Origin of the sequence: Micromonospora sp. NPDC049102, from assembly GCF_043197485.1 — a bacterium.
GTDB lineage: Bacteria > Actinomycetota > Actinomycetes > Mycobacteriales > Micromonosporaceae > Micromonospora.
In genome coordinates this window covers 59948-75394 of sequence record NZ_JBICTE010000011.1, presented here as the reverse complement: position 1 = coordinate 75394, position 15447 = coordinate 59948, and the positions used below count along the sequence as shown (strand labels likewise).

The 15447-nt window shown below is 71.3% G+C and carries 15 protein-coding genes; 14 read left to right on the top strand and 1 reads right to left on the bottom strand.

The genetic code is table 11. The features are described from left to right. Positions 1 to 107 precede the first annotated feature (107 nt). Positions 108 to 665 carry an elongation factor P gene (gene efp, locus ACGFH9_RS13990; RefSeq protein ID WP_355243144.1) on the top strand — a complete coding sequence of 186 codons (558 nt, stop codon included), beginning with the start codon at positions 108 to 110 and terminating at the stop codon, positions 663 to 665. Positions 666 to 688: 23 nt separating this feature from the next. Beyond that, on the top strand, positions 689 to 1099 hold the full coding sequence (nusB, locus tag ACGFH9_RS13985) for a transcription antitermination factor NusB (RefSeq protein ID WP_355243328.1): 411 nt from the start codon (positions 689 to 691) through the stop codon (positions 1097 to 1099). A gap of 71 nt (positions 1100 to 1170) precedes the next feature. Here nusB and ACGFH9_RS13980 read toward each other — a convergent pair whose 3' ends face one another. Further along, positions 1171 to 1659 carry a transcriptional regulator gene (locus tag ACGFH9_RS13980; RefSeq protein WP_007458348.1) on the bottom strand — a complete coding sequence of 163 codons (489 nt, stop codon included), beginning with the start codon at positions 1657 to 1659 and terminating at the stop codon, positions 1171 to 1173. Positions 1660 to 1948: 289 nt separating this feature from the next. Between ACGFH9_RS13980 and pyrR the strand changes: the two genes are divergently transcribed. The 12 genes from pyrR (at position 1949) to coaBC (ending at position 15437) form a co-directional block, all read left to right on the top strand. Next, positions 1949 to 2533 (top strand): bifunctional pyr operon transcriptional regulator/uracil phosphoribosyltransferase PyrR, encoded by a 585-nt coding sequence (gene pyrR, locus ACGFH9_RS13975; protein ID WP_393218492.1) that lies wholly within the window; start codon positions 1949 to 1951, stop codon positions 2531 to 2533. Further along, positions 2530 to 3456: an aspartate carbamoyltransferase catalytic subunit gene (locus ACGFH9_RS13970; protein ID WP_355243150.1), complete on the top strand. Its 927-nt coding sequence runs from the start codon at positions 2530 to 2532 to the stop codon at positions 3454 to 3456. Before pyrR ends, ACGFH9_RS13970 begins: the two co-directional genes overlap by 4 nt. Further along, on the top strand, positions 3453 to 4784 hold the full coding sequence (locus tag ACGFH9_RS13965) for a dihydroorotase (protein ID WP_393218489.1): 1332 nt from the start codon (positions 3453 to 3455) through the stop codon (positions 4782 to 4784). The genes ACGFH9_RS13970 and ACGFH9_RS13965 overlap by 4 nt, the downstream gene beginning before the upstream one ends. After that, a complete protein-coding gene (gene carA / locus ACGFH9_RS13960) occupies positions 4781 to 5980 on the top strand; it encodes a glutamine-hydrolyzing carbamoyl-phosphate synthase small subunit (RefSeq protein ID WP_393218486.1) in 1200 nt (399 codons plus the stop codon). The genes ACGFH9_RS13965 and carA overlap by 4 nt, the downstream gene beginning before the upstream one ends. Continuing rightward, positions 5973 to 9320, top strand: a complete 3348-nt coding sequence (carB, locus tag ACGFH9_RS13955) for a carbamoyl-phosphate synthase large subunit (RefSeq protein ID WP_393218483.1) — start codon at positions 5973 to 5975, stop codon at positions 9318 to 9320. The genes carA and carB overlap by 8 nt, the downstream gene beginning before the upstream one ends. Further along, positions 9317 to 10363 carry a quinone-dependent dihydroorotate dehydrogenase gene (locus ACGFH9_RS13950; protein WP_393218481.1) on the top strand — a complete coding sequence of 349 codons (1047 nt, stop codon included), beginning with the start codon at positions 9317 to 9319 and terminating at the stop codon, positions 10361 to 10363. Before carB ends, ACGFH9_RS13950 begins: the two co-directional genes overlap by 4 nt. A 289-nt stretch (positions 10364 to 10652) precedes the next feature. Beyond that, positions 10653 to 11927, top strand: coding sequence for an adenosylmethionine--8-amino-7-oxononanoate transaminase (locus ACGFH9_RS13945; protein WP_393218478.1), 1275 nt, complete (start codon positions 10653 to 10655; stop codon positions 11925 to 11927). 67 nt (positions 11928 to 11994) lie between these two features. Next, complete coding sequence (gene pyrF, locus ACGFH9_RS13940) at positions 11995 to 12831, top strand: orotidine-5'-phosphate decarboxylase (protein WP_393218475.1); 837 nt, start codon at positions 11995 to 11997, stop codon at positions 12829 to 12831. 178 nt (positions 12832 to 13009) lie between these two features. Next, positions 13010 to 13327 carry an integration host factor, actinobacterial type gene (mihF, locus tag ACGFH9_RS13935; protein ID WP_007458370.1) on the top strand — a complete coding sequence of 106 codons (318 nt, stop codon included), beginning with the start codon at positions 13010 to 13012 and terminating at the stop codon, positions 13325 to 13327. A gap of 25 nt (positions 13328 to 13352) precedes the next feature. Further along, positions 13353 to 13886, top strand: a complete 534-nt coding sequence (locus ACGFH9_RS13930) for a guanylate kinase (RefSeq protein ID WP_393218472.1) — start codon at positions 13353 to 13355, stop codon at positions 13884 to 13886. A 64-nt stretch (positions 13887 to 13950) separates the two neighbouring features. Beyond that, positions 13951 to 14214, top strand: coding sequence for a DNA-directed RNA polymerase subunit omega (gene rpoZ / locus ACGFH9_RS13925; RefSeq protein WP_074318577.1), 264 nt, complete (start codon positions 13951 to 13953; stop codon positions 14212 to 14214). Positions 14215 to 14228: 14 nt separating this feature from the next. After that, positions 14229 to 15437, top strand: coding sequence for a bifunctional phosphopantothenoylcysteine decarboxylase/phosphopantothenate--cysteine ligase CoaBC (coaBC, locus tag ACGFH9_RS13920; RefSeq protein ID WP_393218469.1), 1209 nt, complete (start codon positions 14229 to 14231; stop codon positions 15435 to 15437). The last annotated feature ends 10 nt before the right edge of the window (positions 15438 to 15447 follow it).

Below are 15447 nucleotides of genomic sequence, written 5' to 3'. Positions count from 1 at the left end.
GTATTGGGTATCCGTGCACGCGGACGGACGACCACGGCGGGTAACGCGGCTCGGCGCAGCTAGTAGACTCCTAGGGTCTGTCCGCCAATTGATGATCAAGGCAGGAAATGGCCTCCACCAACGACCTCAAAAACGGCCTGGTACTCAACCTCGACGGCGAGCTCTGGGCCGTCGTCGAGTTCCAGCACGTCAAGCCCGGTAAGGGTGGTGCCTTCGTGCGCACCACGCTGAAGAACGTGCTGTCCGGGAAGGTGGTCGACAAGACCTTCAACGCGGGCACCAAGGTCGAGACCGCGACCGTGGACAAGCGCACGATGCAGTACCTGTACGCCGACGGCGAGGACTACGTCTTCATGGATCTGGAGACGTTCGACCAGATCACCGTGCCCGGCGGCACCGTCGGGGAGGCAGCCAACTACCTGCTGCCCGAGGCGGAGGCGACCGTCGCCACCCACGAGAGCGTGCCGCTCTACATCGAACTGCCCACCAGCGTCGTGCTCGAGGTCACGTACACCGAGCCGGGTCTGCAGGGCGACCGCTCCACCGGCGGCACCAAGCCGGCGACCGTCGAGACCGGTGCCACCGTGCCGGTCCCGCTGTTCATCACCACCGGTGAGAAGATCAAGGTCGACACCCGCGACGGCCGTTACCTCGGCCGCGCCTGATGGCTGAGGGTCCCAAGCAGCAGATGCCGGCGCGCCGCAAGGCGCGCAAGCGGGCGCTGGACGTCCTCTACGAGGCCGACCTGCGGGATCGGCCGCCAGTCGAGGTCCTGGCCGGTTATCTCCAGCGCATCGAGCAGCCCCGCCCGGAGCACCTGGGCTACGCGGTGGGGTTGGTCGAGGGGGTCGCCGAGCACCTCGACCGGATCGACGAGTTGATCGCCAGCTACGCCGAGGGCTGGACCCTGGACCGGATGCCGGTCGTCGACCGCAACCTGGCCCGGATCGCCGTCTACGAGCTGCTCTACGTCGACGAGATCGACGACGCGGTGGCGATCAGCGAGGCGGTCGAGCTGGCCCGGCAGATGTCCACCGACGATTCGCCGCGGTTCCTCAACGGCGTGCTCGGTCGCATCGCGGAGTACGCGACCCGCTGACCAGCTCGCGTACCCGCGCCACGAAAAGGGCCCGTGCCGACGGCACGGGCCCTTTCGGGTGAAGCGACAGATCAGGAGGCGAAGAACGCCCGGGGGTCGGCCACCAGCACGCCGTGCTCGGTGAGCCGCTCGATCAGGCCCGACGGTGAGGCGTCGTACACGATCGCGAGCGCACGGAGGTCGTCGGCGCGGATGGAGAGCACCCGGCCGTTGTAGTCACCGCGCTGCTGCTGGATGGCGCGGGCGTAGCGGGCAACGTAGGCCAGGTCCTCGGAGGCCTCGTCGTAGAGCCGCTCCAGGTCCAGGACGATCTTGCTGGTGGGCTCGTGCCGGACACCGCTGCCGTCGGGCAGCAGCTCCGAGACGGGCACTCGGTAGAACTCGGCCAGCTCGGCCAGACGGGACACCGTCACGGCCCGGTCGCCACGCTCGTACGAGCCGACGACCACGGCCTTCCACCGCCCGTTCGACTTCTCCTCCACACCCTGCAGGGAGAGGCCCTGCTGCTGGCGGATGGAGCGCAGGCGGGCGCCCAGAGATTTGGCGTATTCAGAGGGCATTCGGACACTCCCAGTGCTGCTCGGGGTTCTCCCGTCGATCGCTACGGAGCGTGACGGTACGGGGAATGGGACACCTGGTCAAGTGGTCGTGACCTTACCGTTGGGGAGCGCCGGGGCGGCCATCGGCATTTGGTGGATCTGACCCGGTGGTCAGCGGCCGCCGTCGGTCGGCGCGGTGACCACTGGTAACGTGGCGTGAAGCCCCGGTCAGGGCGGCTTCTGCTCCCCGGCCGGTGGTGCCCGACATCCTTTAACGACCCGTCCCGTGAGGCGGGGAAGGAGGTCCGCCGTGGCGTACCCGCCGGCTGCCCGCCCGTCACCACCGCGACAACCCTCGGTGAAGGTGATCCTCGCCAGCGCCGACGTACAGCGGGTGGTCGACCGCATCGCCCACCAGATCCTGGAGAAGACCCAGGGCGCGGCCGACACCGTGCTTCTTGGGATCCCCACCCGTGGCGCCCCCCTCGCGCGGCGGCTCGCCGGCCGGATCAGCACCTTCGAGGACGTCGTCGTCCCGGTCGGTGTGCTCGACATCACGCTCTACCGCGACGACCTGCGCCGGCACGCCACCCGCGCGATCGGCCCGACCCAGGTGCCCACCGGCGGCATCGACGGCAAGCGGGTGATCCTCGTCGACGACGTGCTCTTCTCGGGGCGCACCGTGCGGGCCGCCCTCGACGCGCTCAACGACGTCGGCCGCCCGGCCTCCGTCCAACTCGCCGTCCTGGTCGACCGTGGCCACCGCGAGCTGCCGATCCGCGCCGACTACGTCGGCAAGAACATCCCCACCGCGCTCGCCGAGAGCGTCAAGGTGACGCTCGCCGAGACCGACGGGACGGACGAGGTCAAGCTCTTCGGGGGAGCCCACTCATGATCAAGCACCTGCTCTCCGGCGCGGACCTGGACGCCGACACCGCCACCGAGATCCTGGACACGGCCGCCGAGATGGCCACCGTCGCCGGGCGGGAGATCAAGAAGCTGCCCGCGCTGCGCGGCCGGACGGTGGTGAACCTCTTCTACGAGGACTCCACCCGGACCCGGATCTCGTTCGAGGCGGCGGCGAAGCGGCTCAGCGCCGACGTGATCAACTTTTCCGCCAAGGGGTCCAGCGTCGCCAAGGGCGAGAGCCTGAAGGACACCGCGCTGACCCTGCAGGCGATGGGCGCGGACGCGGTGGTCGTACGACACCCCGCCTCCGGCGCCCCGCACCGGCTCGCCAACTGGGTCGACGGGTCGGTCGTGAACGCCGGCGACGGCACCCACGAGCACCCCACCCAGGCGCTGCTCGACGCGTACACCATGCGGTCCCGGTTGGGCCGACTGGCCGGCCTGTCGGTCGCGGTGGTGGGGGACGTGCTGCACTCCCGGGTGGCCCGCTCGAACGTGCTGCTCCTGTCGACCCTCGGCGCGAAGGTCACCCTGGTCGGCCCGCCCACCCTCATTCCCGTCGACATCGCCGGAGCGCTCGCCCCCGGCATCGACGTGTCGTACGACCTCGACGCGGTGCTGCCGAACGTGGACGCGGTGATGATGCTGCGTGTGCAGCGGGAGCGGATGCAGGACTCCTACTTCCCCTCCGCCCGTGAGTACGCCCGCCGCTACGGTCTGGACGGCCCGCGGATGCGCCGCCTGCCCGAGCACGCCATCGTCATGCACCCCGGCCCGATGAACCGGGGGATGGAGATCACCCCCGAGGTCGCCGACTCACCCCGCTCCACCATCGTCGAACAGGTCACCAACGGGGTCTCCGTACGGATGGCTGTTCTATACCTGCTGCTCGGAGGGAACAACCGGTGACCGCGTACCTCATCACCAGCGTGAGCATCGTCGGCGCCGCGCCGACCGACCTGCTGATCCGCGACGGCGTCGTGGCCGAGGTCGGTCCGGGGCTGTCCGCGCCGGACGCCACAGTCATCGACGGCACCGGCCTCGTCGCCCTGCCCGGCCTGGTCGACCTGCACACCCACCTGCGCGAGCCGGGCCGCGAGGACGCCGAGACCGTCGAGTCCGGGTCACGGGCGGCGGCGCTGGGCGGCTACACGGCGGTCTGCGCGATGGCCAACACCTCGCCGGTCGCGGACACCGCAGGCGTGGTCGAGCAGGTCTGGCGACTCGGCCGGGAGGCCGGGCTGGTCGACGTACAGCCGATCGGCGCGGTCACCGTCGGTCTGGCCGGCGAGCGCCTCGCCGAGCTGGGCGCGATGGCCGACTCCGCGGCCCGGGTGCGCATCTTCTCCGACGACGGGCACTGCGTCGCCGACCCGCTGCTCATGCGCCGCGCCCTGGAGTACGTCAAGGCGTTCGACGGGATCATCGCCCAGCACGCCGAGGAACCCCGCCTCACCGAGGGCGCCCAGATGCACGAGGGTGAGGTCTCCACCCGGCTCGGGCTGATCGGCTGGCCGGCGGTCGCCGAGGAGGCGATCATCGCCCGGGACGTGCTCCTCGCCGAGCACGTGGGCAGCCGACTGCACGTCTGCCACGTCTCCACCGCCGGCAGCGTCGAGGTGCTGCGCCAGGCCAAGGCCCGCGGGGTACGCGTCACCGCCGAGGTCACCCCGCACCACCTGCTGCTCACCGACGAGGCCGTGAGCGGGAGGAGTGAGCTTGCGAGCCCCGCACTCGGGAACATTTGGAGTCCAGCGGGGAGCTACGACCCGGTCTTCAAGGTCAACCCTCCGTTGCGTTCGTCCGCCGACATCGCCGCGCTGCGCGCCGCGCTCGCCGACGGGGTGATCGACATCATCGCCACCGACCACGCCCCGCACGCCGTGGAGGACAAGGAGTGCGAGTGGGCGTACGCCCGGCCGGGGATGCTCGGCCTGGAGACGGCACTGTCCATCGCACTGGACGTGCTCGGCCCCGAGTGGGACCTGATCGCCGAGCGGATGTCCCGCACCCCCGCCCGGATCGCGGGGCTCACCGGGCACGGCGTCGACCCGGCGCCCGGCGTACCGGCCACCCTGACCCTGGTCGACCCGGCCGTCCGGCGCACCATCGAGCCGTCGGAGCTGGCCAGCCGCAGTCGTAACACCCCGTACGCCCGCATGACGCTGCCGGGTCGCATCGTGGCGACCTTCCTGCGCGGCGAGCCGACGGTCCTGGACGGAAAGGCCATCAAATGAGTAAGCGCAGGCCCGCGATCCTCGTGCTCGAGGATGGGCGCACGTTCCCCGGTGAGGCGTACGGCAGCGTCGGGGAGACCTTCGGCGAAGCGGTCTTCACCACCGGCATGACCGGTTACCAGGAGACGCTGACCGACCCGTCGTACCACCGCCAGGTGGTCGTGCAGACCGCCCCGCACATCGGCAACACCGGGGTCAACGGCGAGGACGACGAGTCCAGCCGGATCTGGGTGGCCGGTTACGTCGTCCGCGACCCGGCCCGGATCGGCTCGAACTGGCGGGCCACCGGCGGCCTCGAGGACCGCCTCGCCACCGAGGGCGTGGTGGGCATCAGCGGTGTGGACACCCGCGCCCTGACCCGGCACCTGCGCGAGCGGGGCGCCATGCGGGTCGGCATCTCCAGCGTCGAAAAGGACCCGCAGAGCCTGCTGGCCCGGGTCCGGCAGTCACCGCAGATGGTCGGCGCGGACCTGTCCGCCGAGGTGAGCACCCCCGAGCCGTACGTCGTCGACGCGATCGGCGAGCACCGGTTCACGGTGGCGGCGCTGGATCTGGGCATCAAGCGCAACGTGCCGCGTCGGCTCGCCGCACGCGGGGTGACCACCCACGTGCTGCCGGCCTCGTCGAGCATCGAGGACCTGCTCGCCACGGGCGCCGACGCGATCTTCCTGTCGCCCGGCCCGGGCGACCCGGCCACGGCCGACGCCCCGGTCGCGGTGGCCCGGGAGGCGCTGCGGCGGGAGGTGCCGCTGTTCGGCATCTGCTTCGGCAGCCAGATCCTCGGGCGGGCGCTCGGCTTCGGCACCTACAAGCTGGGCTACGGCCACCGGGGGATCAACCAGCCGGTGCTCGACCGGGCCACCGGCAAGGTCGAGGTGACCAGCCACAACCACGGCTTCGCGGTCGACGTGTCGGGCCGCGAACAGCGGCTCGGTGCGGTCCAGGTGCCGGGTGCCGGCGTCGGCGCGGTGGTTCCCGACCAGGTGATCGACACCGACTTCGGTGGCGTGCGGGTGTCGCACGTCTGCCTCAACGACAACGTGGTCGAGGGGCTGCGGGCCGTGGACGTGCCCGCCTTCACCGTCCAGTACCACCCGGAGGCGGCGGCCGGTCCACACGACGCGGACTACCTCTTCGACCGTTTCGCCGAGCTGATCGAAGGCCGGCAGCACAGCAAGGGGCGCAGCAATGCCTAAGCGGACCGACCTCAAGCACATCCTCGTCATCGGCTCCGGGCCGATCGTCATCGGGCAGGCCTGCGAGTTCGACTACTCCGGCACCCAGGCGTGCCGGGTACTGCGCAGCGAGGGCATCCGGGTCAGCCTGGTCAACTCCAACCCGGCCACGATCATGACCGACCCGGAGTTCGCCGACGCGACCTACGTCGAGCCGATCACCCCGGAGTTCGTGGAGCTGGTCATCGCCAAGGAGCGGCCGGACGCGATCCTGGCGACCCTCGGTGGGCAGACCGCGCTGAACACGGCCGTCGCCCTGCACGAGAACGGCGTCCTGGAAAAGTACGGCGTCGAGCTGATCGGCGCGAACATCGACGCCATCAACCGGGGCGAGGACCGCCAGCTCTTCAAGGAGATCGTCGCCAAGGCCGGCGTACGTCTCGGCGTCGACGACCCGACCGGTCTGGTGCCCCGCTCCCGGGTGTGCCATTCGATGGACGAGGTCGAGGCGACGGTCGCCGAGCTGGGCCTGCCGGTGGTGATCCGGCCGTCGTTCACCATGGGCGGCCTGGGTTCGGGCATGGCGCACACCCCGGAGGACCTGGCCCGCATCGCCGGCGACGGCCTGGCGGCCAGCCCGGTGCACGAGGTGCTCATCGAGGAGAGCGTGCTCGGCTGGAAGGAGTACGAGCTCGAGCTGATGCGCGACCGGCGCGACAACGTGGTGGTCGTCTGTTCGATCGAGAACATCGACCCGATGGGCGTGCACACGGGCGACAGCGTCACCGTGGCTCCGGCCATGACGCTTACCGACCGGGAGTACCAGCGCCTTCGTGACCTGGGCATCGCGGTGCTGCGCGAGGTCGGGGTGGACACCGGCGGCTGCAACATCCAGTTCGCGGTCAACCCGGTCGACGGCCGGATCGTCGTGATCGAGATGAACCCCCGGGTGTCCCGCTCCTCGGCGCTGGCCTCCAAGGCGACCGGCTTCCCGATCGCGAAGATCGCCGCGAAGCTGGCCATCGGCTACACCCTCGACGAGATCCCCAACGACATCACGCTGAAGACCCCGGCGGCGTTCGAGCCGACCCTGGACTACGTGGTCGTGAAGATCCCCCGGTTCGCGTTCGAGAAGTTTCCCGGCGCGGACCCGGAGCTGACCACCACCATGAAGTCGGTGGGCGAGGCGATGAGCCTCGGGCGCAACTTCACCGAGGCGCTGAACAAGGCGATGCGGTCGATGGAAACCAAGTCGGCCGGTTTCTGGACCACTCCGGACCCAGCGGATGTCACTCTGGCGGACACGCTCGCCGCGTTGCGGATCCCGCACGACGGCCGGCTCTACACGGTGGAACGGGCGTTGCGCCTCGGCGCGTCGATCGCCGAGGTCACCGAGGCGTCCGGCGGCGTCGACCCCTGGTTCCTGGACCAGATCGCCGCGCTGATCGAGCTGCGGGCCGAGATCATCGACGCGCCGGTGCTCGACGCCGAGCTGCTGCGTCGCGCCAAGCGGGCCGGTCTGTCCGACCGGCAGCTCGCCGCGCTGCGCCCGGAGCTGGCGGCCGAGGACGGCGTACGTGCCCTGCGGCACCGCCTCGACGTGCGCCCGGTCTACAAGACCGTCGACACGTGCGCGGCCGAGTTCGAGGCCACCACGCCGTACCACTACTCGTCGTACGACTCCGAGACCGAGGTCGTGCCGTCGGACCGTCCGAAGGTGCTGATCCTGGGCTCCGGCCCGAACCGGATCGGGCAGGGCATCGAGTTCGACTACTCCTGCGTGCACGCCGTCCAGGCGTTGCGGACGGCCGGTTACGAGACCGTCATGGTCAACTGCAACCCGGAGACGGTCTCCACCGACTACGACACCGCCGACCGGCTCTACTTCGAGCCGCTGACGTTCGAGGACGTGCTGGAGGCCTGGCACGCCGAGGACTCGTCCGGCCGGGCGGCCGGCGGCCCGGGTGTGGTCGGCGTGGTCGTGCAGCTCGGCGGGCAGACCCCGCTGGGGCTGGCGCAGCGGCTCAAGAACGCCGGCGTGCCGATCGTCGGCACCTCCCCGGAGTCGATCCACCTGGCCGAGGAGCGGGGCGCGTTCGGCGCGGTGCTGGCCCGTGCCGGGCTGCGCGCGCCGGCGCACGGCATGGCCACGTCCTACGACGAGGCCAAGACGATCGCCGACGAGATCGGCTACCCGGTGCTGGTTCGTCCGTCGTACGTGCTCGGTGGGCGGGGCATGGAGATCGTGTACGACGACCCGACGCTGCGCGACTACATCGGACGGGCCACCGACATCTCCGGCGACCACCCGGTGCTGGTGGACCGGTTCCTCGACGACGCCATCGAGATCGACGTGGACGCCCTGTGCGACGCCGACGGCGAGGTCTACATCGGTGGCGTGATGGAGCACATCGAGGAGGCGGGCATCCACTCCGGAGACTCGTCCTGCGCGTTGCCGCCGATCACCCTCGCGGGCTCGCACCTGGCCGAGGTCCGCCGCTACACCGAGGCCATCGCCCGTGGTGTCGGCGTGCGGGGGCTGCTCAACGTGCAGTACGCCCTCAAGGACGACGTCCTCTACGTCCTGGAGGCCAACCCCCGCGCGTCGCGGACCGTCCCGTTCGTCTCCAAGGCGACGGCGGTGCCGCTGGCCAAGGCGGCGGCCCGGATCGCGCTCGGCGCGACCATCGCCGAGCTGCGCGCCGAGGGACTGCTCCCGGCCACGGGGGACGGTGGAACGATGCCCGCCGACGCGCCGGTCGCGGTCAAGGAGGCGGTGCTGCCGTTCAAGCGCTTCCGGACCCGCGCGGGCAAGGGGATCGACTCGCTGCTCGGCCCGGAGATGAAGTCGACCGGTGAGGTGATGGGCATCGACACCAACTTCGGGCACGCGTTCGCCAAGAGCCAGTCGGCCGCGTACGGCTCGCTGCCGACGGCCGGGAAGATCTTCGTCTCGGTGGCCAACCGGGACAAGCGCGGCATGATCTTCCCGATCAAGCGGCTGGCCGACCTGGGCTTCGAGATCGTGGCCACCGCCGGCACCGCCGAGGTGCTGCGCCGGCACGGCATCGCCTGCGAGCAGATCCGCAAGCACTACCAGGCGGGCGAGGGCGACGACGCGGTGTCGCTGATCGGCGGCGGCCACGTGGCACTCGTGATCAACACGCCGCAGGGCTCTGGTGCGAGTGCCCGCTCGGACGGCTACGAGATCCGCAGCGCGGCCGTGACCGCGGACATCCCCTGCATCACCACGGTTCCCGGCGCGGCCGCGGCCGTGATGGGCATCGAGGCGCGCATCAGGGGCGACATGCAGGTCCGTCCCCTGCAGGATCTGCACGCCACCCTGCGGGCGGCGCAGTGACGCTGTTCGAGCGGGTCGTACGGCCGCGGTTGTTCCGTCTCGGCGGCGGTGACGCCGAGACGGCGCACGAGTGGACGCTGCGGCGGTTGGCCGCCCTGTCGCGGCGTCCGGCGGCCCTGGCCGCGCTGCGGGCCAGGTACGCCGTCGACGCGCCGCGCACGGTGTTCGGCGTGCGGTTTCCCAACCCGGTCGGGCTGGCCGCCGGCATGGACAAGGACGGCGCGGCACTGCCGGCCTGGCCGGCGCTCGGGTTCGGTTTCGTCGAGGTGGGCACGGTGACGGCGCACGCCCAGCCGGGTAACCCACGGCCCCGGCTGTTCCGGCTGCCGGCCAGCGAGGCGGTGGTCAACCGGATGGGCTTCAACAACGCCGGCGCCGCCGCGTTGGCCGTCCGACTGGCGGCGCTGCCGCGCCCGCTCGGGGTGCCGTTGGGCATCTCCCTGGGCAAGTCCAAGGTGACACCACTCGACGAGGCGGTCGAGGACTACCTCGCCTCGTACCGGGCACTGCGTGGGCACGGCGACTACTTCGCGGTGAACGTGTCCTCACCGAACACCCCGGGTCTGCGGTCGTTGCAGGACCGCGCCCACCTGGACGCGCTGCTCGGCGCGCTGGTGGGGGAGAAGCCGGTGCTGGTCAAGATCGCGCCGGATCTGACCGAGGCGGCGATCGCCGAGCTGCTGGAGGTCTGCCTGGCCCGGGGCGCCGCCGGGGTGATCGCCACCAACACCACCCTGGCCCGTACCGGGCTGGCCCCGGCCGACTCCGCGCGCGGTGCGGAGACCGGTGGCCTGTCTGGTCGACCGCTCACCGGCCGCGCGCGGGACGTGGTGGCCTTCGTGCACCGGGAGACCGGAGGCCGGCTGCCCATCGTCGGGGTCGGCGGAGTGCTCGACCCGGACGACGCCACCCGCATGTTCGACGCCGGCGCCTCGCTGGTCCAGCTCTACACGGGCTTCATCTACCGGGGGCCGGCCCTGGTACGCGCCGCGGCACGCGCGAGCGACACGGCGTCGACACCGGCTCCCGCCGCCGGCCGGTGATCCGCCCTCGGCCCGGCGTCACCGCCGGGCCCGTGTGTCGGTCGGCCGGGGACCGCGACAGGTCACTGCGCCCTTTGCTCTGCTTCAACGGAGGAAACGGCAGGCGTCCGGTATCCGGACACCCACTGTCGCCTCCGCTGAAGCAGAGCAAAGGCGGCGGATGGAAGGTGCGGGCCGCCCGCCCGGGCCGCCCCCCGGCCCGCCGCCTGGACGGCCGCCCGAACGGCGCTGCCGTCGCGGATCACCCCCGCCGGGCCGGTCGGCCCGTTCGGGTCCGGAAGGAGCACGCGTGACACCCGAGGAGATCCTGGCCGTCGACCGGGCGCACGTCTGGCATCCGTACGCCGCGCTGCCGCCGGCGAACGCGCCGTTCGTGGTCCGCAGCGCCGAGGGGGTACGGCTGACCCTGGCCGACGGTCGGGAGCTGGTGGACGGGATGTCGTCCTGGTGGGCGGCTGTCCACGGCTACCGGCACCCGGTGCTGGACGCGGCCGTGACGGACCAGCTCGGGCGGATGAGTCACGTGATGTTCGGTGGACTCACCCACGAGCCCGCGGTGCGGCTCGCGCGGACCCTGGTCGAGGTGGCCCCCGAGGGGCTGGAGCACGTGTTCCTGGCCGACTCCGGCTCGGTCGGCGTCGAGGTGGCCGTGAAGATGTGCCTGCAGTACCAGCGGGCCGTCGGCCGGCCGGAGCGGCGTCGCCTGGCCACCTGGCGGGGCGGCTACCACGGGGACACCTTCCACCCGATGAGCGTCTGCGACCCCGAGGGCGGGATGCACCACCTCTGGGGCGACGTGCTGCCCCGGCAGGTGTTCGCCCCGGTGCCGCCGGGCGGGTTCGCCGATCCGCCCGACGAGGCGTACGTGGCGGCGTTGGTGGACGCCGTCGAGCGGCACGCCCACGAACTGGCCGCGGTCATCGTGGAACCGGTGGTGCAGGGCGCGGGTGGGATGCGCTTCCACCACCCCGGTTACCTGCGGGTGTTGCGGGAGGTGACCCGCGCCCACGGGGTGCTGCTGATCTTCGACGAGATCGCGACCGGGTTCGGCCGTACCGGTGCCATGTTCGCCGCCGAGCATGCCGGAGTGTCGCCGGACGTGATGTGCGTGGGCAAGGCCCTCACCGGGGGGTACCTGACCCTCGCCGCGACGTTGTGCACGCCGGAGATCGCGCGGGGGATCTCCGTCGACGGTGTGCTGGCCCACGGTCCGACGTTCATGGGCAACCCGCTGGCCTGCGCGGTCGCCAACGCCTCCATCGGGCTGCTGAGGGCCGGTGACTGGGCGGCGCAGGTGTCCAGGATCGGTGCGGGCCTGCGTACCGGCCTGGAACCGTTGCGTGCCGCGCCGGGCGTGGCCGACGTGCGGGTGCTCGGGGCGATCGGCGTGGTCCAGCTCGACCACGAGGTCGACCTCGGCGCCGCCACCGCGGCGGCCGCCGACCGCGGCGTCTGGCTGCGGCCCTTCCGGGACCTGATCTACACGATGCCGCCGTACGTCACCGACGACGCCGACCTGGCCCGGATCGCGGCCGGGATCGCGGCGGCCGTGGCGGCCGGCTGAGCGGGCATCGACGAGTACCCCGGGAGGCGGTCCCGCCACCCGGACGGAGAAGAGGGGAAGTACGCCGATGGAGAGCTTCGGCACCCGGCTGCACCGCGCCGTCACCGAGCGCGGACCGCTCTGTGTGGGCATCGACCCGCATCCCGGTCTGCTGGCCCGCTGGGGCCTCGCGGACGACCTCGACGGTCTGGACCGGTTCACCCGGACAGTGGTGGATGCCCTCGGTGACCGGGTTGCGGTTGTCAAGCCTCAGTCGGCCTTTTTCGAGCGATTCGGATCCCGCGGTGTGGCGATTCTTGAGTCAACTATCCGACAGTTACGAGAAGCCGGATCGCTCGTTCTGCTCGACGTCAAGCGCGGCGACATCGGCTCAACGGTCAGCGCGTACGCCTCCGCGTATCTTGATCCATCCAGCCCGCTGTATGTCGACGCTGTCACGGCCAGTCCCTACCTGGGAGTAGGTTCGCTGGCGCCGATGTTCGAGTTGGCCACCCGACACGGCGGCGGGGTTTTCGTGCTGGCCCTCACCTCGAACCCCGAGGGCGCAGCCGTGCAGCGGGCTCGTACGGCCGACGGGCGCACTGTCGCGCAGACCGTGATCGACGAGATTTCCCAGCTCAACATCGGTGCGGACCCCCTCGGTAGCTTCGGTCTGGTGGTCGGGGCCACCATCGGTGACACCGGCCACGACCTCTCCGGCGTGGGGGGTCCGCTGCTCGCTCCGGGGCTCGGCGCGCAGGGTGCGGGCGCTGCCGATCTGCGTACCGTCTTCGGCTCCAGCCTCGCCGCGGTGCTCCCGTCGTACTCCCGTGAGGTCCTGTCGGCAGGGCCGGACGCCGATGCGCTGCGGGCCGCCGCGGACCGCGTGCTGGGTGAGTGTCGGGCCGTTCTGGCTGCCCGCTGACTGACTGACGGCTCGGTCACTTTGCGATGATCTTCGCGCGCCCACGTTGCCGAAAGCTCCGTTGGCCGCTAGTTTTCCCCGCGCTGGGAACCATGGACCCCTTGGTTCACAGCGACACCACGTTTCACAGATGCGGCGGTGCGCCCCGCCCGCCGCGATAGGGACCTGAGGAGAACTGGTGCCGCTCCCGTCACTGACCCCCGAACAGCGCGCTGCCGCGCTCGAGAAGGCTGCGGAGATCCGCAAGGCCCGTGCCGAGCTGAAGGAGCAGCTCAAGCAGGGCAAGACCACCCTTGGTGCCGTCCTCGAGCGCGCCGAGAGCGACGACGTCGTCGGCAAGCTCAAGGTTTCGGCCGTCCTGCAGGCGATGCCGGGCATCGGCAAGATCCGGGCTACCCAGATCATGGAGAAGCTCAAGATCGCTGACAGCCGTCGTCTGCGCGGCCTCGGCGAGCAGCAGCGCAAGGCACTGCTTGGAGAGTTCGCCGCCAACTGAACCTGGCAGCGTGTAGAAACAAGCAGTGAGCACGGATGACGAGGCGCGCCCGGCGGCTCGGCTCACTGTCCTGGCTGGACCTTCGGGTTCCGGCAGGGAGAGTGTCGTCGAGTTCGTTCGGGCGCGTTTCCCGTCCGTGTGGGTCCCGGTGCCGGCAACGACAAGGCCGCGCCGGGAACCGGAGGTCGACGGCGAGCAGCGGGTCTTTCTGGCCCCGGCCGAGTTCGAGCGGCGGATGGCCGCCGGCGAGCTGCTGGAGTGGTCCCGGATCGGCGCGTACCGCCGGGGCACCCTGCACCCACCGTTGCGCGCCCGGCTCGACGCCGGGCAGCAGGTCCTGCTCGCACTCGACGTGACCGGGGCCCGGCTGGTGCGGGTGCGACTGCCCGACGCCCGGTTGGTGCTGCTGATCCCGCCCGGACGCCGACCCGACGCCGCCGTGGCCACGGCCTTCGCGCACACCCTCACGCACGACAGCACCGATCGGGTGGCTGACGAGCTGGTAGGCTTACTCGGTTCAACTCATCCGGATCCGGCCTGGTCGCGCGTGCGCGGCTGAGGGCCGGCCGCCGTCGGGACTCAGCACCGCGTCCGCGCGGCTCGAAAGACGCAGAGGTTAATTCGTGGGATCCATCGCCAACCCCGAAGGCATCACCAACCCGCCGATCGACGAGCTCCTCGAGAAGACGACGTCGAAGTACGCGCTTGTCATCTTCGCCGCCAAGCGTGCGCGCCAGGTCAACGCCTACTACAGCCAGCTCGGCGAGGGCCTCCTGGAGTACGTCGGTCCGCTCGTCGAGACCACCCCGCAGGAGAAGCCGCTTTCCATCGCCATGCGCGAGATCAACGGCGGCCTGCTCACCGCCGAGCCGACCGACCAGCCGTAGGTCCGTACCCGTCGATGTCCGCCTCGATCGTCCTCGGGGTCGGCGGCGGCATCGCCGCCTACAAGGCCTGCGAGCTGCTGCGACTCTTCACCGAGTCGGGCCACCGGGTCCGCGTCGTGCCGACCGCGTCGGCGCTGAGGTTCGTCGGCGCGCCGACCTGGGCGGCACTCTCCGGCCAGCCGGTCGCCGACGACGTCTGGTCCGACGTGCACGAGGTGCCGCACGTCCGCCTCGGCAAGCAGGCCGATCTGGTGGTGGTCGCGCCGACGACGACCGACCTGCTCGCCAAGGCCGCCCACGGGCTCGCCGACGACCTGCTGACCAACACGTTGCTGACCGCGCGCTGCCCGGTGGTGCTGGCCCCGGCCATGCACACCGAGATGTGGGAGCACCCGGCCACCGTCGCCAACGTCGCCACGCTGCGCTCCCGGGGCGTCCGGGTGATCGAGCCGGCCGTCGGGCGGCTCACGGGCGTCGACACCGGCAAGGGTCGGCTACCGGACCCGGCGGAGATCTTCGCGGTGGCCCGCCAGGTCCTGGCTCGGGGTGCCTCCGCGCCGGCCGACCTGACCGGTCGCCGGCTGGTGGTCACCGCCGGTGGCACCCGTGAGCCGCTGGACCCGGTCCGCTTCCTCGGCAACCGGTCCTCCGGCAAGCAGGGCTACGCCTTCGCGCGCTCGGCGGTCGCCCGGGGCGCCCGGGTCACGCTGATCGCGGCCAACGTGTCCCTCGCCGACCCCGCCGGGGTCGATCTGGTCCGGGTCGGCACCACCGCCGAGCTGCGCGAGGCCACCCTGAAGGCCGCCGACGAGGCCGACGCGGTCGTGATGGCGGCGGCTCCGGCCGATTTCCGACCGGCGACGTACGCGACTGGCAAAATCAAGAAGTCGGACGACGGTGTCGCTCCCACCATCGAGCTCGTCACGAACCCGGACATCGCGGCGGAGCTCGGCCAGCGCAAGCGACCGGAACAGGTGCTGGTGGTGTTCGCCGCCGAGACCGGCGACGCGGAGGCCAACGGCCGGGCGAAGCTGGCCCGGAAGCGGGCCGACCTCATCGTGGTCAACGAGGTCGGTCCGGACCGGGTCTTCGGCGCCGACACCAACACGGTGACGGTCATCGGCGCGGACGGCTCGGTGAGTCGTCTGCCGGAGCAGGCCAAGGAGGCTGTGGCCGACACCGTGTGGGACCTCGTCGTGGAGCGGCTGGCCAATCGCTCCTGACGGGTGGAAC

Coding starts and splice junctions, on each gene's coding strand:
- efp (WP_355243144.1), top strand. CDS start 108: ATGGCCTCCACCAACGACCTCAAAAACGGCCTGGTACTCAACCTCGAC.
- nusB (WP_355243328.1), top strand. CDS start 689: ATGCCGGCGCGCCGCAAGGCGCGCAAGCGGGCGCTGGACGTCCTCTAC.
- ACGFH9_RS13980 (WP_007458348.1), bottom strand. CDS start 1,659: ATGCCCTCTGAATACGCCAAATCTCTGGGCGCCCGCCTGCGCTCCATC.
- ACGFH9_RS13970 (WP_355243150.1), top strand. CDS start 2,530: ATGATCAAGCACCTGCTCTCCGGCGCGGACCTGGACGCCGACACCGCC.
- carA (WP_393218486.1), top strand. CDS start 4,781: ATGAGTAAGCGCAGGCCCGCGATCCTCGTGCTCGAGGATGGGCGCACG.
- carB (WP_393218483.1), top strand. CDS start 5,973: ATGCCTAAGCGGACCGACCTCAAGCACATCCTCGTCATCGGCTCCGGG.
- pyrF (WP_393218475.1), top strand. CDS start 11,995: ATGGAGAGCTTCGGCACCCGGCTGCACCGCGCCGTCACCGAGCGCGGA.
- coaBC (WP_393218469.1), top strand. CDS start 14,229: ATGTCCGCCTCGATCGTCCTCGGGGTCGGCGGCGGCATCGCCGCCTAC.